The sequence below is a fragment of the Methylibium sp. genome (assembly GCF_965279545.1).
In the GTDB taxonomy this organism is placed as follows: domain Bacteria; phylum Pseudomonadota; class Gammaproteobacteria; order Burkholderiales; family Burkholderiaceae_C; genus Methylibium.
This window is the reverse complement of sequence record NZ_OZ257250.1, coordinates 2,505,232-2,520,240: the sequence shown is the minus strand read 5'-3', so window position 1 is coordinate 2,520,240 and position 15,009 is coordinate 2,505,232. Positions and strand designations below refer to the sequence as shown.

15 protein-coding genes are annotated in these 15,009 nt (G+C 71.3%); 6 read left to right on the top strand and 9 right to left on the bottom strand.

All coding sequences use genetic code 11. The features are described from left to right. Window positions 1–53: 53 nt before the first annotated feature. Together ACQY9S_RS11695 and ACQY9S_RS11690 are read right to left on the bottom strand one after the other, a co-directional pair. Complete coding sequence (locus ACQY9S_RS11695; RefSeq protein WP_428419877.1) at window positions 54–1,802, bottom strand: methyl-accepting chemotaxis protein; 1,749 nt, start codon at window positions 1,800–1,802, stop codon at window positions 54–56. 153 nt (window positions 1,803–1,955) lie between these two features. After that, window positions 1,956–3,383: a PLP-dependent aminotransferase family protein gene (locus tag ACQY9S_RS11690; RefSeq protein ID WP_428419876.1), complete on the bottom strand. Its 1,428-nt coding sequence runs from the start codon at window positions 3,381–3,383 to the stop codon at window positions 1,956–1,958. A 157-nt stretch (window positions 3,384–3,540) separates the two neighbouring features. Here ACQY9S_RS11690 and ACQY9S_RS11685 point away from each other — a divergent pair, with 157 nt between their 5' ends. Genes ACQY9S_RS11685 through ACQY9S_RS11675 form a run of 3 tightly spaced genes read left to right on the top strand, consistent with a single transcriptional unit; the run spans window position 3,541 to window position 5,876 of the window. Further along, window positions 3,541–3,729, top strand: coding sequence for a DUF2970 domain-containing protein (locus tag ACQY9S_RS11685; protein WP_428419875.1), 189 nt, complete (start codon window positions 3,541–3,543; stop codon window positions 3,727–3,729). Between the two features lies 1 nt (window position 3,730). After that, window positions 3,731–4,567, top strand: a complete 837-nt coding sequence (locus ACQY9S_RS11680; protein ID WP_428419874.1) for a c-type cytochrome — start codon at window positions 3,731–3,733, stop codon at window positions 4,565–4,567. Window positions 4,568–4,577: 10 nt separating this feature from the next. After that, a complete protein-coding gene (locus ACQY9S_RS11675) occupies window positions 4,578–5,876 on the top strand; it encodes a c-type cytochrome (protein WP_428419873.1) in 1,299 nt (432 codons plus the stop codon). Window positions 5,877–6,061: 185 nt separating this feature from the next. Here the strand turns inward: ACQY9S_RS11675 and ACQY9S_RS11670 are convergent, their stop codons facing one another. Next, window positions 6,062–6,946, bottom strand: a complete 885-nt coding sequence (locus tag ACQY9S_RS11670) for a dioxygenase family protein (protein ID WP_428419872.1) — start codon at window positions 6,944–6,946, stop codon at window positions 6,062–6,064. Window positions 6,947–7,212: 266 nt separating this feature from the next. On the opposite strand from ACQY9S_RS11670, the gene ACQY9S_RS11665 reads away from it, so the two are divergent. The 3 genes from ACQY9S_RS11665 to ACQY9S_RS11655 all read left to right on the top strand — a co-directional run bounded on the left by ACQY9S_RS11665 (window position 7,213) and on the right by ACQY9S_RS11655 (window position 9,107). Further along, on the top strand, window positions 7,213–7,584 hold the full coding sequence (locus tag ACQY9S_RS11665) for a YciI family protein (protein ID WP_428419871.1): 372 nt from the start codon (window positions 7,213–7,215) through the stop codon (window positions 7,582–7,584). 131 nt (window positions 7,585–7,715) lie between these two features. Continuing rightward, complete coding sequence (locus ACQY9S_RS11660) at window positions 7,716–8,549, top strand: hypothetical protein (RefSeq protein WP_428419870.1); 834 nt, start codon at window positions 7,716–7,718, stop codon at window positions 8,547–8,549. 189 nt (window positions 8,550–8,738) lie between these two features. Then, window positions 8,739–9,107: a DUF1428 domain-containing protein gene (locus tag ACQY9S_RS11655; RefSeq protein ID WP_056325778.1), complete on the top strand. Its 369-nt coding sequence runs from the start codon at window positions 8,739–8,741 to the stop codon at window positions 9,105–9,107. 49 nt (window positions 9,108–9,156) lie between these two features. Here the strand turns inward: ACQY9S_RS11655 and ACQY9S_RS11650 are convergent, their stop codons facing one another. The 6 genes from ACQY9S_RS11650 to ACQY9S_RS11625 form a co-directional block, all read right to left on the bottom strand. Beyond that, window positions 9,157–9,525 (bottom strand): hypothetical protein, encoded by a 369-nt coding sequence (locus ACQY9S_RS11650; protein ID WP_428419869.1) that lies wholly within the window; start codon window positions 9,523–9,525, stop codon window positions 9,157–9,159. 129 nt (window positions 9,526–9,654) lie between these two features. After that, window positions 9,655–10,347, bottom strand: a complete 693-nt coding sequence (locus tag ACQY9S_RS11645) for a cysteine hydrolase family protein (RefSeq protein WP_428419868.1) — start codon at window positions 10,345–10,347, stop codon at window positions 9,655–9,657. Beyond that, window positions 10,344–11,945 (bottom strand): ABC transporter ATP-binding protein, encoded by a 1,602-nt coding sequence (locus tag ACQY9S_RS11640; RefSeq protein ID WP_428419867.1) that lies wholly within the window; start codon window positions 11,943–11,945, stop codon window positions 10,344–10,346. The genes ACQY9S_RS11645 and ACQY9S_RS11640 overlap by 4 nt, the downstream gene beginning before the upstream one ends. After that, a complete protein-coding gene (biuH, locus tag ACQY9S_RS11635) occupies window positions 11,942–12,637 on the bottom strand; it encodes a biuret amidohydrolase (protein ID WP_428419866.1) in 696 nt (231 codons plus the stop codon). Before biuH ends, ACQY9S_RS11640 begins: the two co-directional genes overlap by 4 nt. Before the next feature lie 12 nt (window positions 12,638–12,649). Beyond that, window positions 12,650–13,567, bottom strand: a complete 918-nt coding sequence (locus ACQY9S_RS11630) for an ABC transporter permease (RefSeq protein ID WP_428419865.1) — start codon at window positions 13,565–13,567, stop codon at window positions 12,650–12,652. A 49-nt stretch (window positions 13,568–13,616) separates the two neighbouring features. Further along, window positions 13,617–14,714 (bottom strand): ABC transporter permease, encoded by a 1,098-nt coding sequence (locus ACQY9S_RS11625; protein WP_428419864.1) that lies wholly within the window; start codon window positions 14,712–14,714, stop codon window positions 13,617–13,619. Between the last annotated feature and the right edge of the window lie 295 nt (window positions 14,715–15,009).

The following is a 15,009-nucleotide window of genomic DNA, read 5'->3' as shown; positions in this document are numbered from 1 at the left end:
CGCCCGGGGGCGTGCCGGTTCAGCGATCCGGAGCGACCGTTATACCCCTGCGATCAGAAAGTTTCCCAGTCGTCGGTGCCGTTCTTGTCGGCGGCGGCCGGTGCCGGTGTCGCGGCGGGTTGGGCCTGGAACGCCGGGCGCACCACGTTCGTCGCGCGGTTCGGGCCGCGCCGCTCGAGCGGCGCGGCGGGCGCTGCGGCCGGGGCCGACAGCGCGAGCCGGGCCGGGCTCGGCAGGCTCTGCCCGCCGGTGTCGCCCTTCGCGAGCTTGAACACCGCCACCGCCCGGACCAACTGCTGGGCCTGGGCCTTGAGGCTTTCGGCCGCGACGGCACTTTCTTCCACCAGCGAGGCGTTCTGCTGCGTGGCCTGGTCCATCTGCGTCACCGCCTCGCCGACCTGTGCCACGCCGGCGCTCTGCTCCTTGCTGGCGGAGCTGATCTCGCCCATGAGGTCGGTCACGCGGCGGATCGAGGCGACGACCTCGCTCATCGAGGTGCCGGCCTGGTCGACCAGTGCGCTGCCTTGTTCGACGCGCTCGACGCTGGCGGTGATCAGTCCCTTGATCTCCTTGGCCGCGTCGGCGCTGCGCTGCGCGAGGCTGCGCACTTCGGAGGCCACGACCGCGAAGCCGCGGCCCTGCTCGCCGGCCCGCGCCGCTTCCACGGCGGCATTGAGCGCGAGGATGTTGGTCTGGAAGGCGATGCTGTCGATCACGCTGATGATGTCGACGATCTTCTTCGAGCTGTCGTTGATGCCCTTCATGGTGTCGACCACCTGGCCGACGACCTGACCGCCCTTGATGGCGACGGTCGATGCCCCCATCGCCAGCTGGTTGCCCTGCTGGGCGTTGTCGGCGTTCTGCTTCACGGTGCTCGACAGTTCTTCCATCGAGGCCGCGGTCTGCTCGAGCGCACTGGCCTGCTCTTCGGTGCGTGCGCTCAGTTCGTTGTTGCCCTGGGCGATCTGTGCCGAGGCGGTCGCCACGCTCTCGGCGTTGCGGCGCACGTCGGCCACGATCGCGGCGAGCCGGGTCTTCATGTCGTGCAGCGCGCCCAGCAGCACGCCGGTTTCGTTCTTGCCCTTGGCCTCGAACTCCATCGCCAGGTCGCCCGCCGCCACGGCGCGGGCGATGGCCGTGGCCTCGGCCAGCGGCCGGGTCGTCGAGCGGATGAGCCACAGCGCCAGCAGGCCCGCGATCACGAAGGCGCCGACGAGCAGCGCGGTGACGCTGTACACCGTGCTGGAGACGGCCTGGTTCACCTCGTCGGCCGCGGCCGTCATCTGGTTTTCCTGGGTCTGGATCAGTTCGTCGAGGTGGCTCATGTAGGCCATCTGCCTGGGCGTGACCTCGCGCACCAGGGCGAGCTTGGCTTCGTTGATCTTGCCGCTGCGCAGCAGGTCGATCACCCGGTCGCGCGGCTCGCGGTAGTCGGCACGCGCGGCCGTCAGCGTGGCCAGGGCGGCCTTGCCTTTGTCGCTGATGATGGTGCGCTGGAGGGTGTCCAAGTCCGCGTCGGTGCGCTTGCTGCTGTTGGCGATCGTGTCGTACTGGGCCTTCACGTCGGCCGGGTCGCTCACCACGAACAGGTTGCGGATCGCCAGCGAGACTTCGTTGTCCGCCAGGCGGATGTCGGTGGCCACCTGGATCTTCGGATAGTGGTCGTCCATCACGAAGACGAACAGATTCTGGATGCCGGTCACCTTGAAGAGGCTCAGTGCGCCGAGCAGGGCGATCAGCGCGGCCATCGCCGCAAAGCCCAGCGTGAGCCGGGTCGAGATCTTCATGTCGTTCAGGTTCATGGCGTTGGACCGGGAGGGGGCGATGGACAGGCGGCGGAGCAGGCAGGTGCGAGCCGAGCGGCCGTGTCGACCCGCTTTCGCTTCGCTACCCTTGTTCCGATGATGCCGGCGGTCCGCTCCCGGGATTCGGGCGAAAACGCGGGTGAAGACCGTTCAATTCGGCGTCGTGGCGGCCAGCGCGCGGGCCAGTTCCCCCACCGTCTGCACCGCGGACTCGAAGCGCGCATCGTCCGGGTGGCCATGGTTCAGGCGCACGAAGTGCCGAAAGCGCCGGTCGGTCGAGAACAGCTGTCCCGGTGCGAGGCTGATGCGCTGCGCGAGCGCCAGCCGGTGCAGCGCCAGCGCGTCCACGTTGGCTGGCAGTTCGATCCACAGGAAGTAGCCGCCCTCGGGCCGTGCGACCCGCGTGCCGGGCGGGAAGTGGCGCGCGATGCTGCGCAGCGCGAGCGCCTGCTGGCGCGCGAGCGCCTGGCGCAGCCGGCGCAGGTGGCGGTCGTAGCCGCCGCGCGCCAGGTACTCCGACAGTGCGAGCTGCGAGGGCACCGCGGCCGACAGCGTGGTCATCAGCTTGCGCCGCTCGATGGCCTGCGCATGGCGGCCGGCCGCGACCCAGCCGACGCGGTAGCCGGGCGCCAGGCACTTCGAGAACGAGGCGCAGTGCAGCACGCCGCCGGCCCGGTCCCAGGCCTTGGCCGGCGGCGGGCGGCGCGTGCCGTGGTGCAGCTCGCCGTAGACGTCGTCCTCGATCAGCGGCACGCTGCGCGCGGCGAGCAGCTCGACCAGCGCGCGCTTGTGCTCGTCGGGCATCAGGCTGCCGAGCGGGTTCTGGAAGTTGGGCATCAGCCAGCAGGCCTTGACCGTGTGGCGGTCCAGCGCCTGCGCCAGCGCCGCGAGGTCGATGCCGGTGCGCGGGTGGGTCGCGACCTCCAGCGCCTTCAGGTGCTGCTGCTCCAGCGCCTGCAGCGCGGCATAGAAGGTCGGCGACTCGACGACCACCGTGTCGCCCGGGCGGGTGAGCGCCTGCAGGCTGAGGTTGAGCGCTTCGAGCGCGCCGTTGGTGATGACGATTTCATCCGCGTCGATCTCCAGCCCGTCGAGCCGGTAGCGCAGTGCGATCTGCTGGCGCAGCCGCGCGCTGCCGGGTGTCAGGTCTTCCACCGTGCGCCACGGGTCCAGGCGCTTGAGGCCCGCGGCGAGCCCGCGGGCCAGCTGCCCCATCGGAAAGAGCTGCGGGCTCGGAAAGGCCGAGCCCAGCGGCACCACGTCGCGCTCCTTCACCGAGCCCAGCACCTCGAACACCAGCTCGCTGACCTCGACGCCGCTGGAGCGCTGGCGCGGCCGCGACAGCCGCGGCTCGGCCGGCGCCGGCACGGCGCGCGCCGCGACGTAGTAGCCCGAGCGCGGCCGTGCCTCGACCAGCCCGCGCGACTCCAGCAGGTAGTAGGCCTGGAACACCGTCGACGGGCTGATGCCTCGGTGCGCGCTGGCCTGGCGCACCGAGGGCAGGCGGTCGCCGGGCTGCAGCGCGCGGTCGGCGATCAGCCGGGCGATCTCGTCGGCGTAGCGTTCGTAGCGTTTCATGGGTCTGGGTGGCGGGCGTTGCCCAGGAACTGTACTGAGTCTGACTCCGGAAATTCGACCGGCTCCTTCAACTGATATGGTTTTTTGGCGTCGATCTGAGTCTTCTAATGCGCCCCGCCGCGGCGCACAGTGCGGCCATGTCCCGAGGAGTCCGACCGTGAACGTCCTGCACTGTGTCCAGATCGTGCTGTGGAGCTTCTTCGGCGTGCGCAAGGGCGCCGACCACGCGATCGACGTGCAGCGGGCCCGGCCGCTGCCGCTGCTGCTGGTGGCCATCGGGCTGGCGGCGCTGTTCGTGGCCGGCCTCGTCACGCTGGCCGGCCTGGCGGTGAGCGGCCTGAGCTGAGATGAACCCGCTGCAGTCCCTGGCCGGCGTGCTGCTCGCCAGCCTGTGCCTCGCGGCGGTGTCCGCGCAGGACGCCCCGGGCTCGCGTGCGGCGCCGCGGGACACGCCGGCGCAGCGCAGTCCTCCGCAAGACACGCTGGCTCAGCGTGGTCCCCCGCAAGACACGCTGGCTCAGCGTGGTCCCCCACAAGACACGCTGGCTCAGCGTGGTCCCCCACAAGACACGCTGGCTCAGCGTGTCGTGGCCTGCACCACCTGCCATGGCAAGGAAGGCCAGGCCACGAACCTCGGCTACTTCCCGCGCATCGCCGGCAAGCCGGCCGGCTACCTCTACCACCAGCTCGTCAACTTTCGCGACGGGCGCCGCCACTACCCGCTGATGAGCGCGCTGATCGAGCCGCTGTCCGACGACTACCTGCGCGAGATCGCCGAGTACTTCGCGAACCTCGACCTGCCCTACCCGCCGCCGCAGACGCGCGACGCGCCGCTGGCCATGCTGGAGCGCGGCCGCGTGCTGGTGCGGCAGGGCGATGCGGCGCGCAAGCTGCCGGCCTGCGTGCAGTGCCATGGCGAGGCGATGCTGGGCGTGAAGCCGGCGATCCCCGGCCTGCTGGGTCTGCCGCGCGACTACCTCAACAGCCAGCTCGGCCAGTGGCGCCAGGGCCAGCGCCACGCCGAGGCGCCCGACTGCATGGCCGAGGTGGCGCGGCGGCTCGCGCCGCAGGACATCGCGGCGCTGTCGACCTGGCTGTCGTCGCAGCCGGTCCCGGCCGGCGCGAAGCCCGCGGCCACGCTGCCCGCGAAGCTGCCGCTGACCTGCGGCGGCGTGCCGCAGTGAGGGCGCGCGCATGAAGCCGCCTCTCTTGAAGATCGGCACGTGGACGCTCGGCGTCGCGGTGGCGATCGCCGGCCTGTGCGCCGTCGTGTGGGCGCTCAATGTGCGCGGCGAGGCGCCGATCCCGGCCGAGGCGCCACCGTTCGCACCGACCGCGCAGCAGGTCGAGCATGGCGCCTACCTCGCGCGTGCCGGCAACTGCGTGGCCTGCCACACCGCGCGCGGCGGGGTGGCGTATGCGGGCGGCCGCGGCATCGAGACGCCGTTCGGCACCGTGTTCTCGTCCAACCTCACGCCTGACGACGCCACTGGCCTGGGCCGCTGGAGCGCCGCGCACTTTTGGCGGGCCATGCACCATGGCCGCTCGATGGACGGCCGTCTGCTCTACCCGGCCTTTCCGTACACCGACTACACGCTCGTCACGCGCGAGGACAGCGACGCCTTGTTCGCCTACCTGCGCAGCCTGCCGCCGGTGGTGCAGGCCCGGCCGCCGCACGTGCTGCGCTTCCCCTACGACACCCAGGCCGCACTGGCGGTGTGGCGCGCGCTGTACTTTGAGCCCGCCCGCTTCGAGGCCGACGCGGCGCAACCGGCCGAGTGGAACCGCGGCGCCTACCTGGTGCGCGGCCTCGGCCACTGCAGCGCCTGCCACACCAGCCGCAATGCATGGGGCGCCGGCGAGCTGAGCCTGGAGCTCGGCGGCGGCCTGATCCCGGTGCAGAACTGGTACGCGCCCTCGCTGCTGTCGGCCGACGAAGCCGGCGTGGCCGAGTGGGCCACGCAGGAGGTGGTGGACCTGCTGAAGACCGGCCGCTCGGCGCGCGGCTCCGTGATGGGGCCGATGGCCGAGGTGGTGCTGCGCAGCACCCAGCACCTGAGCGATGCCGATCTGCGGGCGATGGCGGTGTTCCTGCAGTCGCTGCCGCAGCGCCCGGCGCGGCCACGCGAGGCGAGTACGGCCTACGTGGCGGCCTCGCCCACGTCGCGCGGCGGCAAGCTCTACGAGCAGCACTGCGCGCAGTGCCATGGCGCCGCCGGCGAGGGAGCGCCGGGCCTCTACCCGCCGCTGGCCGGCAACCGCGCGGTGACCATGGACTCGGCCGCGAACCTGGTCCGCATCGTCCACGGCGGCGGCTACCTGCCGGCCACGGCCGGCAATCCGCGGCCCTTCGGCATGCCGCCGTTCGCGCATGTGCTGGACGAGGCCGACACGGCCGCGGTGGTCAGCTACGTGCGCGGCGCGTGGGGCAACGACGCGCCGCCGGTGACGCCGCTGGAGGTGCTGAGGCTGCGGCCGGGGGCGTTGCGCTGAGCTGAGTGGAGTTGAGGGTGGGCGCGGCCCTCACCCCAACCCTCTCCCGCCAGCGGGAGAGGGAGAAGGAGAGAAGAAAAACTCCCTCTCCCCCGGCCACGGGGGAGAGGGCCGGGGTGAGGGGGTTTTGTGAACTGCGCTCACCCCAACCCGCTCCCGCACAGCGGGAGCTGAACCACCTCACCTCAGCGCGTCGCCGCAGCTTCCTCGGCCAGCGCCTGCGTCAGCGGCTGCGCGCCAGCGCCGAAGGCGTAGGCGTCCATCGCCAGGCTGCCGTAGGTCACGGCCTCGTGCAGCCGCAGCCCCGGCGCGTCCAGCCCGCCGGCACCGGCGGCGATGTAGAAGGGCAACCAGTGTTCGTCGGTCGGGTGCATCAGCGCGGCGTGCGGCGCCTGCGCACGGTAGTCGAGCAGCGCGTCGCGGTCGCGCGCGGCGCTGCGGCCCAGCACCCAGTCGCGGAAGGCGCGGCTCTCGGCCATTTCGGGCAGGTCGCCGCCGCCGGGCGCATCAAGGCGGTGGCCCGAGAACACCAGCCGCAGGTTGTGCGTGAGGCTGCCGCTGCCGAGCACCAGCACGCCGTCGGCCAGCAGCGGCGCGAGCGCTGCACCGAGCGCCCATTGCGCCGCCGGCGTCTGCTGCGGCGCCAGCGCGATGGGCAGCACCGGCACGTCGGCCTCGGGCCAGGCGAAGCGCAGCACCGACCAGATGCCGTGGTCGAGGCCCGCCTCGTCGCTGGGCTGCGTGGCGATGCCTCGCGCGGCCAGCAGACCGCTCACGCGCTGGCCCAGTGCGGGCGCGCCGGGCGGGCTGTACTGCAGTTCGTAGAGCGCGGGCGGGAAGCCGCCGAAGTCGTGCACCGCGTGGTGCGCGGCGCTGCCCAGCACCAGCGGCATGCGCGCGGCGGTGTGCGGCGAGACCACGACGATGGCTTTGGGCCGGCCGAAGTGCGTGTCGATCGCTCGGCCCAGGCGCTGGAAGAACGGGCCGGTGGTGCCGGGCTCGAGGGCCAGCATCGGCGAGCCGTGGGAGACGTACAGGGCGGGCAGGGGGGTGGAGGTCGCGTTGCTCATGCCCACCATTGCATCACCGCCGCCGCGGCGTGGCGTTCAGCGGCTTTGCATGCAGCGTTCGGCGGCGGTGAGTGGGGCGTGCCGTGGGCGGGCTTGAGCCATATCAAGCCCCTCACGGCGACGGGCCCCATGCTGGGCCCTGCAGATCTTGGTGGTTCGCCTGAGCGGTCAGGCTGTCCGAGACTCGCTGAAAATTTTTCCTGGACAGTGTCGATTTCCGATCGTCAACTTCGTCGTGAGTGCATCACCCACCCTAAGGACGTCCCGTGAAATACCTCGGCCTTGCCTACTTCACTCCCGAAAAGTTCGCCGCGATGGCGCCAGACGACGTCAAGGAGCTGGTTCGCCAATGCCCGGCATTGGACGAGAAGATGCGCGCCACGGGGAAGGTTCTGGTCTCCGCGTCGCTTGGCGATCTGGACACTTGGCGGACGCTTCGCCCGCGCAGCGGCAAAACGCAGGTCAGTGATGGGCCCTACACCGAATCGAAGGAAGTGGTCGGCGGCCTGTTCATCATCGACGCGGACAGCCGTGACGAGGCGCTGCGCATCGCCGCCATGCACCCGGCCGCCACGCTGGGCGAAGAAGGCGGATGGGCCGTGGAGCTGATCCCCATGGATTTCTACCTGGCCCCATGAGAGTTCGAGCGCCCGGCTCAAGGAGCCTATGGCGTTCTCTTTTCCACAGACGCCCTGACGGCTTCGAGTGACGGGAATCCCGGCGCCAACATCCCCTCACAATACGCAATCTTCAAGACGTTGAGGTCAACGTGACCGGTAACGCGCCGCAGCGCTGGCAAATGGCCTTCTCCGTAGAGGTGCGTCACGCCTACTTTGATGACGTCGGGGCCTCCGCGCCTCTCGCGTGGCAACTGGTGGAGCCGTCTCCAGCACGGTTTTCAACGCTGGGTCTGATGTACCACGTCGACAACAGAGGGCTGTCCGCCTTCCGGTCCGATGGCCCGGGCGGCGACACCGCTGCCGACCTGCTGTTTCAACTCACGGCGACGGACCCCGCGTTCTTCGGGTACACCGACATCGACGTCGCGGACTTGGACTCCACGCTGTGGTTCGACAGCACCAGGGCCCCCGCCACCGACGGCGACTCCGCTCGCAGGCTGCACACGGGCGCGACCGTCTCCGCGGCCGATCGGGCCGCACGGGAGGCGCTGCCTCTACTGCGCTCGACCACGCAGCACGCCCCGCCTGCACTCGTTGGCTTCGTCCGCATCCGGTGGTCGTCGGCCGACCCGCCGGGGATGGCCTGGTTCATCGCCTTCGATGCCCGCGCGGTTGTCTGGAGGTATTCGGTGCGGGGCGCTTCCGGTCGCGCGCTCTTCATCCGCGACGCGGATGGCCAGGTCGATTTCGAGCCGGCCACCCCAGCGCTATCGCCGGGCAACACAGACACCCTGGTCCTGCGCTCCACGGCTGCAATTCCGTTCAGGCAACGTTCGCCGCGCCGCTTTCAGCTCATGGAGGCGACTCCTCACGGTGAGCGGGTCCTGATCAATCGACTGCCCGCCGCATCGCCGAGCGCCTTGGCAAAGGAAACGGTGAATGGTCGTGACCTCACGATTGCCGAGATCCATGTCGACCTCTGAGGAAAACCCCGGGTGCTGTCGCGCTTTGGCTGCGGTCAGGCTCGAAGTCAAACGAGCCATCGCCGCCACAGGACGAGCGCTCGCGCACCGAGCAATCATGTCGAATCAGCTTCTTTTCGTTCGTCGACAAGGTACGAGGCGCGCTCAGGCGGGTGTGCCGACCGGTCAACCCTCGCCAGGAGTTAAGGCATGTCCTATATCGACGGTTTCGTGATCGCGGTTCCCACGGCCAACAAGCAGAAGTTCATTGAGCACGCGCGTCATTTCGACGCGCTGTTCATCGAGCTGGGTGCGATCCGTGTGATCGAGAGTTGGGGCGACGACGTCCCCGACGGCAAAGTCACCGATTTCCGCCGCGCGGTCCAGGCTACGGCCGAGGAGACGGTGGCGTTTTCGTGGGTCGAATGGCCGGACAAGGCCACGCGCGACGCCGCCATGAAGAAGATGCTGGAAGACCCGCGCATGGACCCGTCCACACCCGGCAATCCGCCCATGCCCTTCGACGGCAAGCGAATGATCTTTGGTGGCTTCGAACAGGTGGTCGAAGTGAAGGCTTGAGCGGCGGTGCCGTGCTGGACCTGCACTGGTTGTTCGGCTCCACTCGTGCTCAAACCTCCACAAGCCCCGGCACCGGGGCGTGGTCCAGCGCCCTGCAGAGCTTCGCCCACGCCACGTCGTCCAGCAGCGCGCGAGACGTGTCCAGCACCGGCGCCTGGGCCGCGGGGGGCATGCCGGCGATCAGTTGCGCGCGCTCGGTGGGGTTGAGCGCCGGGATCAGCCAGCGCAGCCACAGGCTCATCTCCTGCGGGCCGACGCCGGCCAGGATGCGGCCCTCCATCGCCTGCAACTCGGCATCGCTGTAGGCCGCCCACAGCGCCTGGTTGTGGCGGGTCTCCTCCATGTCCAGGTGCTCGCGGTGCTCGGTGGGGCAGCGCCTGCCGCGATAAGCAGCCGTGGTGGCCTGCGTGGCGAACACCGGCGGTGGTTCATCAATGGCGCGCCCGGGCAGGCGGAGCGCCACCGCCTGCCCGGGCGCGCCTTTGCCGCACCGACCTGCAGGCACCCGCATCGCAGCCGGCGAACTTCAGCACACGACGACGACGACTCAAGGCTCGGGCAGCGCCGCCAGCACCGCCGCGCTCGGCGCATGCCAGCCGACGATCGCGCCCTGGGCCGCGATCATCTCCAGCACCGCGGCCTTGTAGGCCGGGAAGTAGCTCTCGGTGCCGTCTTCCACCAGCAGGCAGTCGTAGCCGCGGTCGTTGGCCTCGCGCATCGAGGTCTGCACGCAGACCTCAGTGGTCACGCCGGTGAACACCAGGTGGCTCACCCCCAGGGCCTGCAGCCGCTCGTGCAGGCCGGTGGCCCAGAACATGCCCTTGCCGGGCTTGTCGAGCACGATCTCGCCGGCCTGCGGCGCCAGCGCGGCGATGATCTCGGTGCCGGGCTCGCCGCTGATCAGCAGCCGGCCCATCGGGCCGGGGTCGCCGATGCGCAGCGTCGGTTCGCCGCGCAGCCGCTTGGCCGGCGGGCAGTCGCTCAGGTCGGCCTTGTGCGCCTCGCGGGTGTGCACCACCGGCCAGCCGCGCGCGCGCCAGGCGGCCAGCAGCGCGGCGATCGGCGCGATGGCCGGCACCAGCAGCGACACGTCGTTGCCGAGCGAGGCGCCGAAGCCGCCGGGCTCGATGAAGTCGCGCTGCATGTCGATCACGACGAGCGCGGTCGTGCCGGGGGCGAGCCGGTAGTCGAACGGCGTGGCCGGCACGCTCACGGTCTGCGGTGTCGTCGTGCTCGTCATGCGGCCTCCGGCAACGGCTGGGCGTGCCCGTGGTCGGCGCCGCCGCCCATGTGCGCGCCGATGGTGTGGCGGTCGACGTCGGCGGCCGGCGTCTCGAACACGATGCGGCCTTCGCTCATCACCGCGATGCGGTCGGCCAGCTCGATCAACTCGTCGAGGTCCTCGCTGATCAGCAGCACCGCGCCGCCGCGCTCGCGCACCAGCAGCAGCCGCGCGTGGATCTCGGCCACTGCCGCGAAATCGAGGCCGAACACCGGGTTGGCGGCGATCAGCACGTTCACGTCGCCGGCCAGCTCGCGTGCCAGCACCGCGCGCTGCACGTTGCCGCCCGACAGCGAACCGATCGGCGCGTTCTCGCCGCGCGTCTTGATGCCGTATTCGGTGATCCAGGCGCGGGCGCGTTCCTTCCACGCACCGAAGCGCAGCCAGCCGCGCTGCAGCGGCGGCTGGTCGAAGTCGCGCAGCGCCATGTTCTGCGCCACGCTGAGCTCGGCCACGCTGGCGCTGCGCAGCGGCTCCTCGGGCAGCGCGCGCAGCTTCAGCACGCGGTTCTCGTGGCGCTTGGCGCCGTAGGGCACGCCGCCCACGCGCACCGAGCCGGCCAGCCGCGGGCGCTGCCCGACCAGCGCCTCGACCAACTCGCGCTGGCCGTTGCCGGACACGCCGGCGATGCCGAGGATCTCGCCGGCCTTCACCGCCAGGCTCAGGCCCTGCACCGCGAGCGTGCCGCGGTCGCCCAGCGCGTCGAGGCCGTCGACCTGCAGCGCGATGGGTGCGTCGGCGGGCACCGGCGTGCGGGCCACCGGTTCGCCGGTCGCCGCCATGCGCGTCGCGCTGTCGGTCGATTCGCCGATCATGGCCTGCGCCAGTTGCGCCGGCGTGGTCTCGGGGACGCGCGCGCCATGCACCTTGCGGCCGCGGCGCAGCACCGTCACCGCGTCGGCATAGGCCATGACCTCGCGGAACTTGTGCGTGATCATCAGCACGGTGCACTCGCCGCGCCGCGCGACGGCGCGCACGAAGGCCAGCACCTCGTCGGCCTCCTGCGGCGTGAGCACCGAGGTGGGTTCGTCGAGGATCAGCAGCCGCGGCTTCAGGTAGAGCTGCTTCAGCAGCTCGAGCTTCTGCTTCTCGCCGGCGGCCAGCTGGGCCGGCGTGGCGTCGAGGTCGAGCGTGAAGGGCGTGGTGGTCAGGAACTCGGCCAGCGCCTTGCGCTCCTTGGCCCAGTCGATCAGTGCCGGTGTTCGGCCGCCGGCCAGCAGCAGGTTCTCGGCCACGGTCATGCCGGGCGCGAGCGTGAAGTGCTGGTAGACCATGCCGATGCCGAGCGTGCGCGCGACGATGGGCGAGGCGATGTCCTGCTCGCGCCCGTCGATCAGCACCGCGCCCTGCTCCGGCGGGTGGTAGCCGGCCACGCACTTGACCAGCGTGCTCTTGCCCGCGCCGTTCTCGCCGAGCAGCGCATGCACCGAGCCGGCGGCGACCTGCATCGACACGCCGTCGAGCGCGGTGAAGTTGCCGAAGCGCTTGGTGAGCTCGAAGGTGTCGAGCGCCAGTGCGCCGTCGAGGCGGGGCTTGGGGTCGAGGGGGGCGGTCATGTCAGCGTCTCCAGCACCGCGGTCGACGACGCCACCGCGCCGAACACGCCGCCCTGCATCTTCACCATGTGCAGCGCCGCGCGGTGGTTGCCGGGGTCGGTGGCCGCGGTGCAGTCCGACAGCAGCAGGCACTCGTAGCCGCGGTCGTTGGCGTCGCGCATCGTCGTGTGCACGCACACGTCGGTGGTGATGCCGGCCAGCAGCAGGTTGCGGATGCCGCGCACGCGCAGCAGCATGTCGAGGTCGGTCGCGTAGAACGAGCCCTTGCCGGGCTTGTCGATCACCGGCTCGCCCGGCAGCGGCGCGAGCTCGGGGATGATTTCCCAGCCCGGCTCGCCGCGCACCAGGATGCGCCCGCAGGGCCCCGCGTCGCCGATGCCCACGCCGTCGGTGCCGGCGCGGCGCGAGCGCCAGCGCTTGTTGGCCGGCAGGTCGGCGAGGTCGGGGCGGTGGCCCTCGCGGGTGTGGATGATGTGGAAGCCCAGCGTGCGCAGGCGGGTCATCAGCCGCTTGATCGGCTCGATCGGCGCGCGCGTCAACGCGAGGTCGTAGCCCATCTTGTCGACGTAGCCGCCGACGCCGCAGAAGTCGGTCTGCATGTCGATGACGATCAGCGCCGTGTTGTCGGGGCGCAGGTCGCCGTCGTAGGGCCAGGGGTAGGGCTCGGCATTGACGAAGGATTCGTTGGGCATCGCAGGCTCCTCTCAGCGCGCGGACGACAGTTCGCCCGGGCTGCCCTGGGCCACGCTGCCGGGCCGGCAGCTCAGCAGCAGGATCACCAGCGTCAGCACATAGGGCACGGCGCTGAACAGGTAGTAGCCCTGGCTGATGCCGATCGACTGCAGCGCCGGGCCGATGGCGCCCGCGCCGCCGAACAGCAGCGCCGCGCCCACGCAGCGCAGCGGGCTCCAGCGCGCGAAGATCACCAGCGCCACCGCGATCAGGCCCTGGCCCGAGGAGATGCCCTCGTTCCAGCTGCCCGGATAGAACAGCGTCAGCGACGCCCCGCCCAGCCCGGCGATCGCGCCGCCCGCGGCGGTGGCGGCGATGCGGATCGCGCCGACCGAGTAGCCCAGCGCGCGTGTCGCGTTGGCCGAGTCGCCGGCCAGCCGCACCAGCAGGCCCCAGCGGGTGCGCGCGAAGCCCAGCCACAGCACGACCGCGAGCACGATGCCCAGCGGCAGCAGCGGGTTGATCTGCAGCGCGGCCTGCACCACGCTCGACTCGCTCCAGCCGCCCAATGCGATCGGCGTGAGCTGCGGTGCCTGCGGCTGGATCAGCGGCTTGCCGAGGTAGAAGGCCAGCCCGGTGCCGAGCAGCATCAGCGCGATGCCGGTCGCCACGTCGTTGACGCGCGGCAGCGTGCACAGCAGGCCGTGCAGCAGCGCCAGCAAGGCACCGGCGCCGGCCGCCACCAGCACGCCGACCCAGACCGAACCGCTGAGGTAGGCGCCGCCGAACGCCGCCATCGCCGACAGCACCAGCACGCCCTCGAGGCCGAGGTTGATGCGGCCGGCCTTCTCGGTCAGGCACTCGCCGAGGCTCACGAACAGGAAGGGCACGCCGACGCGCAGCGCGCCGCCCAGGATGGCGGCGGAGAAGGCGATCAGGGTGTCGCTCATGACGTGGCTCCCGCGTGTTCGAGCACCCGCTGCTTCGTCGTCATCGTCATCACGTTCCCCCGCCCTCGACCTTCAACTGCACCGGCGCCACCGGACCGGCCGGTGGCCTGAGCTTCACCGCCGCGGCGCGCCAGTCGATGCCGCGCAGCGCCTCGCTGGCGAGGATCAGCACGAAGGCGATGCCCTGCAGCACCTGGACCGAGGCATCGGGCAGATCGAGCCGGCGCTGCAGCAGGCTGCCGGCCGCGCCGAAGCCGCCGAACAGGATGGCCACCGGGATCACGGCGATCGGGTTGTGCCGTGCGATGAAACTCACCAGGATGCCGGCGTAGCCATAGCCGGCGATGATGGATGCGTTGGCGTTGGTGTGCACCGCAGCCACCTCGATCGCGCCGGCCAGCCCGGCGCACGCGCCGCCGATCGCGCAGGCGATCAGGATCAGCCCGCTGGCCGGCAGGCCCACCAACTGGGCGGTGCGCGGGTTGCCGCCGACCACCCGCACCGCGAAGCCGTGCGCGGTGAGCGCCAGCCACAGCCCCAGCGCGACGCAGGCGAGCAGGCCCAGCACCAGGCCCCAGTGCACGTCGGAGCCGAACATGCCGCCGATGCGGATGCCTTCCTCCAGCGCGCGCGTCGAAGGCTTGTTCAGCGTGGTCGGGTCGCGCAGCGGGCCCTCGACGATCTGCTTGAACAGCGCGATCGCGATGTAGGCGAGCAGCAGGCTGCTGATGGTCTCGTTGACGCCGCGGTACTGGCGCAGCGCGCCGGCCAGCGCGATCCACGCCGCACCGGCCGCCATGCCGGCCGCGCAGACCAGCACGGTGCCGATCACGTTGGCGGGCAGCGGCACCGCATAGGGCAGCGCCGCGGCGGCCAGGCCGCCGAGCACCAGCGCGCCCTCGCCGCCGATGATCACCAGCCCGGCGCGTGCCGGCAGCGCGACGCACAGCGCGGTGAGCATCAGGGGCGCGGCGCGCTGCAGCGTGTTTTGCCACGAGAACCAGTCGCCGAAGGCACCCTTGAACAGCAGCACCCACACCTCGACCGGGTCGGTGCCGCCGAACCACACGAACACGCCGAACAGCAGCAGCGCGGCGGCCAGCGCGCCGATCGGCAGCAGGATGTCGGCGAGGGCGGTGCTGCGCATGGCGGTCGACTCCTGTGGCGGTCAGTGGTGCGCGCAGGCGCGGCAGGCGGTGGGCGCCGGGGCGGTGATGGGGTGCGGTCGGCGCGCTGCGCCGACTGCGCTGCGGTGCGCGTGCCGCAGGCGCGTCGCGCAACTCGCTTCGTTCGCTGCGCTCACTGCACTCGGACAAGCGCGCCGGATCGGATCACGAAGCGCGCTGCGCGCGCCGCCTGCGACCCTGTGCTCCTCGCCGCACCCCGACACCGCCCCGGCGCCCACCGCCTGCCGCGCAGCAACCGCAGAGGTGCACGACGGC

Coding starts and splice junctions, on each gene's coding strand:
- ACQY9S_RS11675 (WP_428419873.1), top strand. CDS start 4,578: ATGAAGCCGCCTCTCTTGAAGATCGGCACGTGGACGCTCGGCGTCGCG.
- ACQY9S_RS11670 (WP_428419872.1), bottom strand. CDS start 6,946: ATGAGCAACGCGACCTCCACCCCCCTGCCCGCCCTGTACGTCTCCCAC.
- ACQY9S_RS11630 (WP_428419865.1), bottom strand. CDS start 13,567: ATGAGCGACACCCTGATCGCCTTCTCCGCCGCCATCCTGGGCGGCGCG.
- ACQY9S_RS11655 (WP_056325778.1), top strand. CDS start 8,739: ATGTCCTATATCGACGGTTTCGTGATCGCGGTTCCCACGGCCAACAAG.
- ACQY9S_RS11695 (WP_428419877.1), bottom strand. CDS start 1,802: ATGAACCTGAACGACATGAAGATCTCGACCCGGCTCACGCTGGGCTTT.
- ACQY9S_RS11640 (WP_428419867.1), bottom strand. CDS start 11,945: ATGACCGCCCCCCTCGACCCCAAGCCCCGCCTCGACGGCGCACTGGCG.
- ACQY9S_RS11625 (WP_428419864.1), bottom strand. CDS start 14,714: ATGCGCAGCACCGCCCTCGCCGACATCCTGCTGCCGATCGGCGCGCTG.
- ACQY9S_RS11645 (WP_428419868.1), bottom strand. CDS start 10,347: ATGACGAGCACGACGACACCGCAGACCGTGAGCGTGCCGGCCACGCCG.
- ACQY9S_RS11680 (WP_428419874.1), top strand. CDS start 3,731: ATGAACCCGCTGCAGTCCCTGGCCGGCGTGCTGCTCGCCAGCCTGTGC.
- biuH (WP_428419866.1), bottom strand. CDS start 12,637: ATGCCCAACGAATCCTTCGTCAATGCCGAGCCCTACCCCTGGCCCTAC.
- ACQY9S_RS11690 (WP_428419876.1), bottom strand. CDS start 3,383: ATGAAACGCTACGAACGCTACGCCGACGAGATCGCCCGGCTGATCGCC.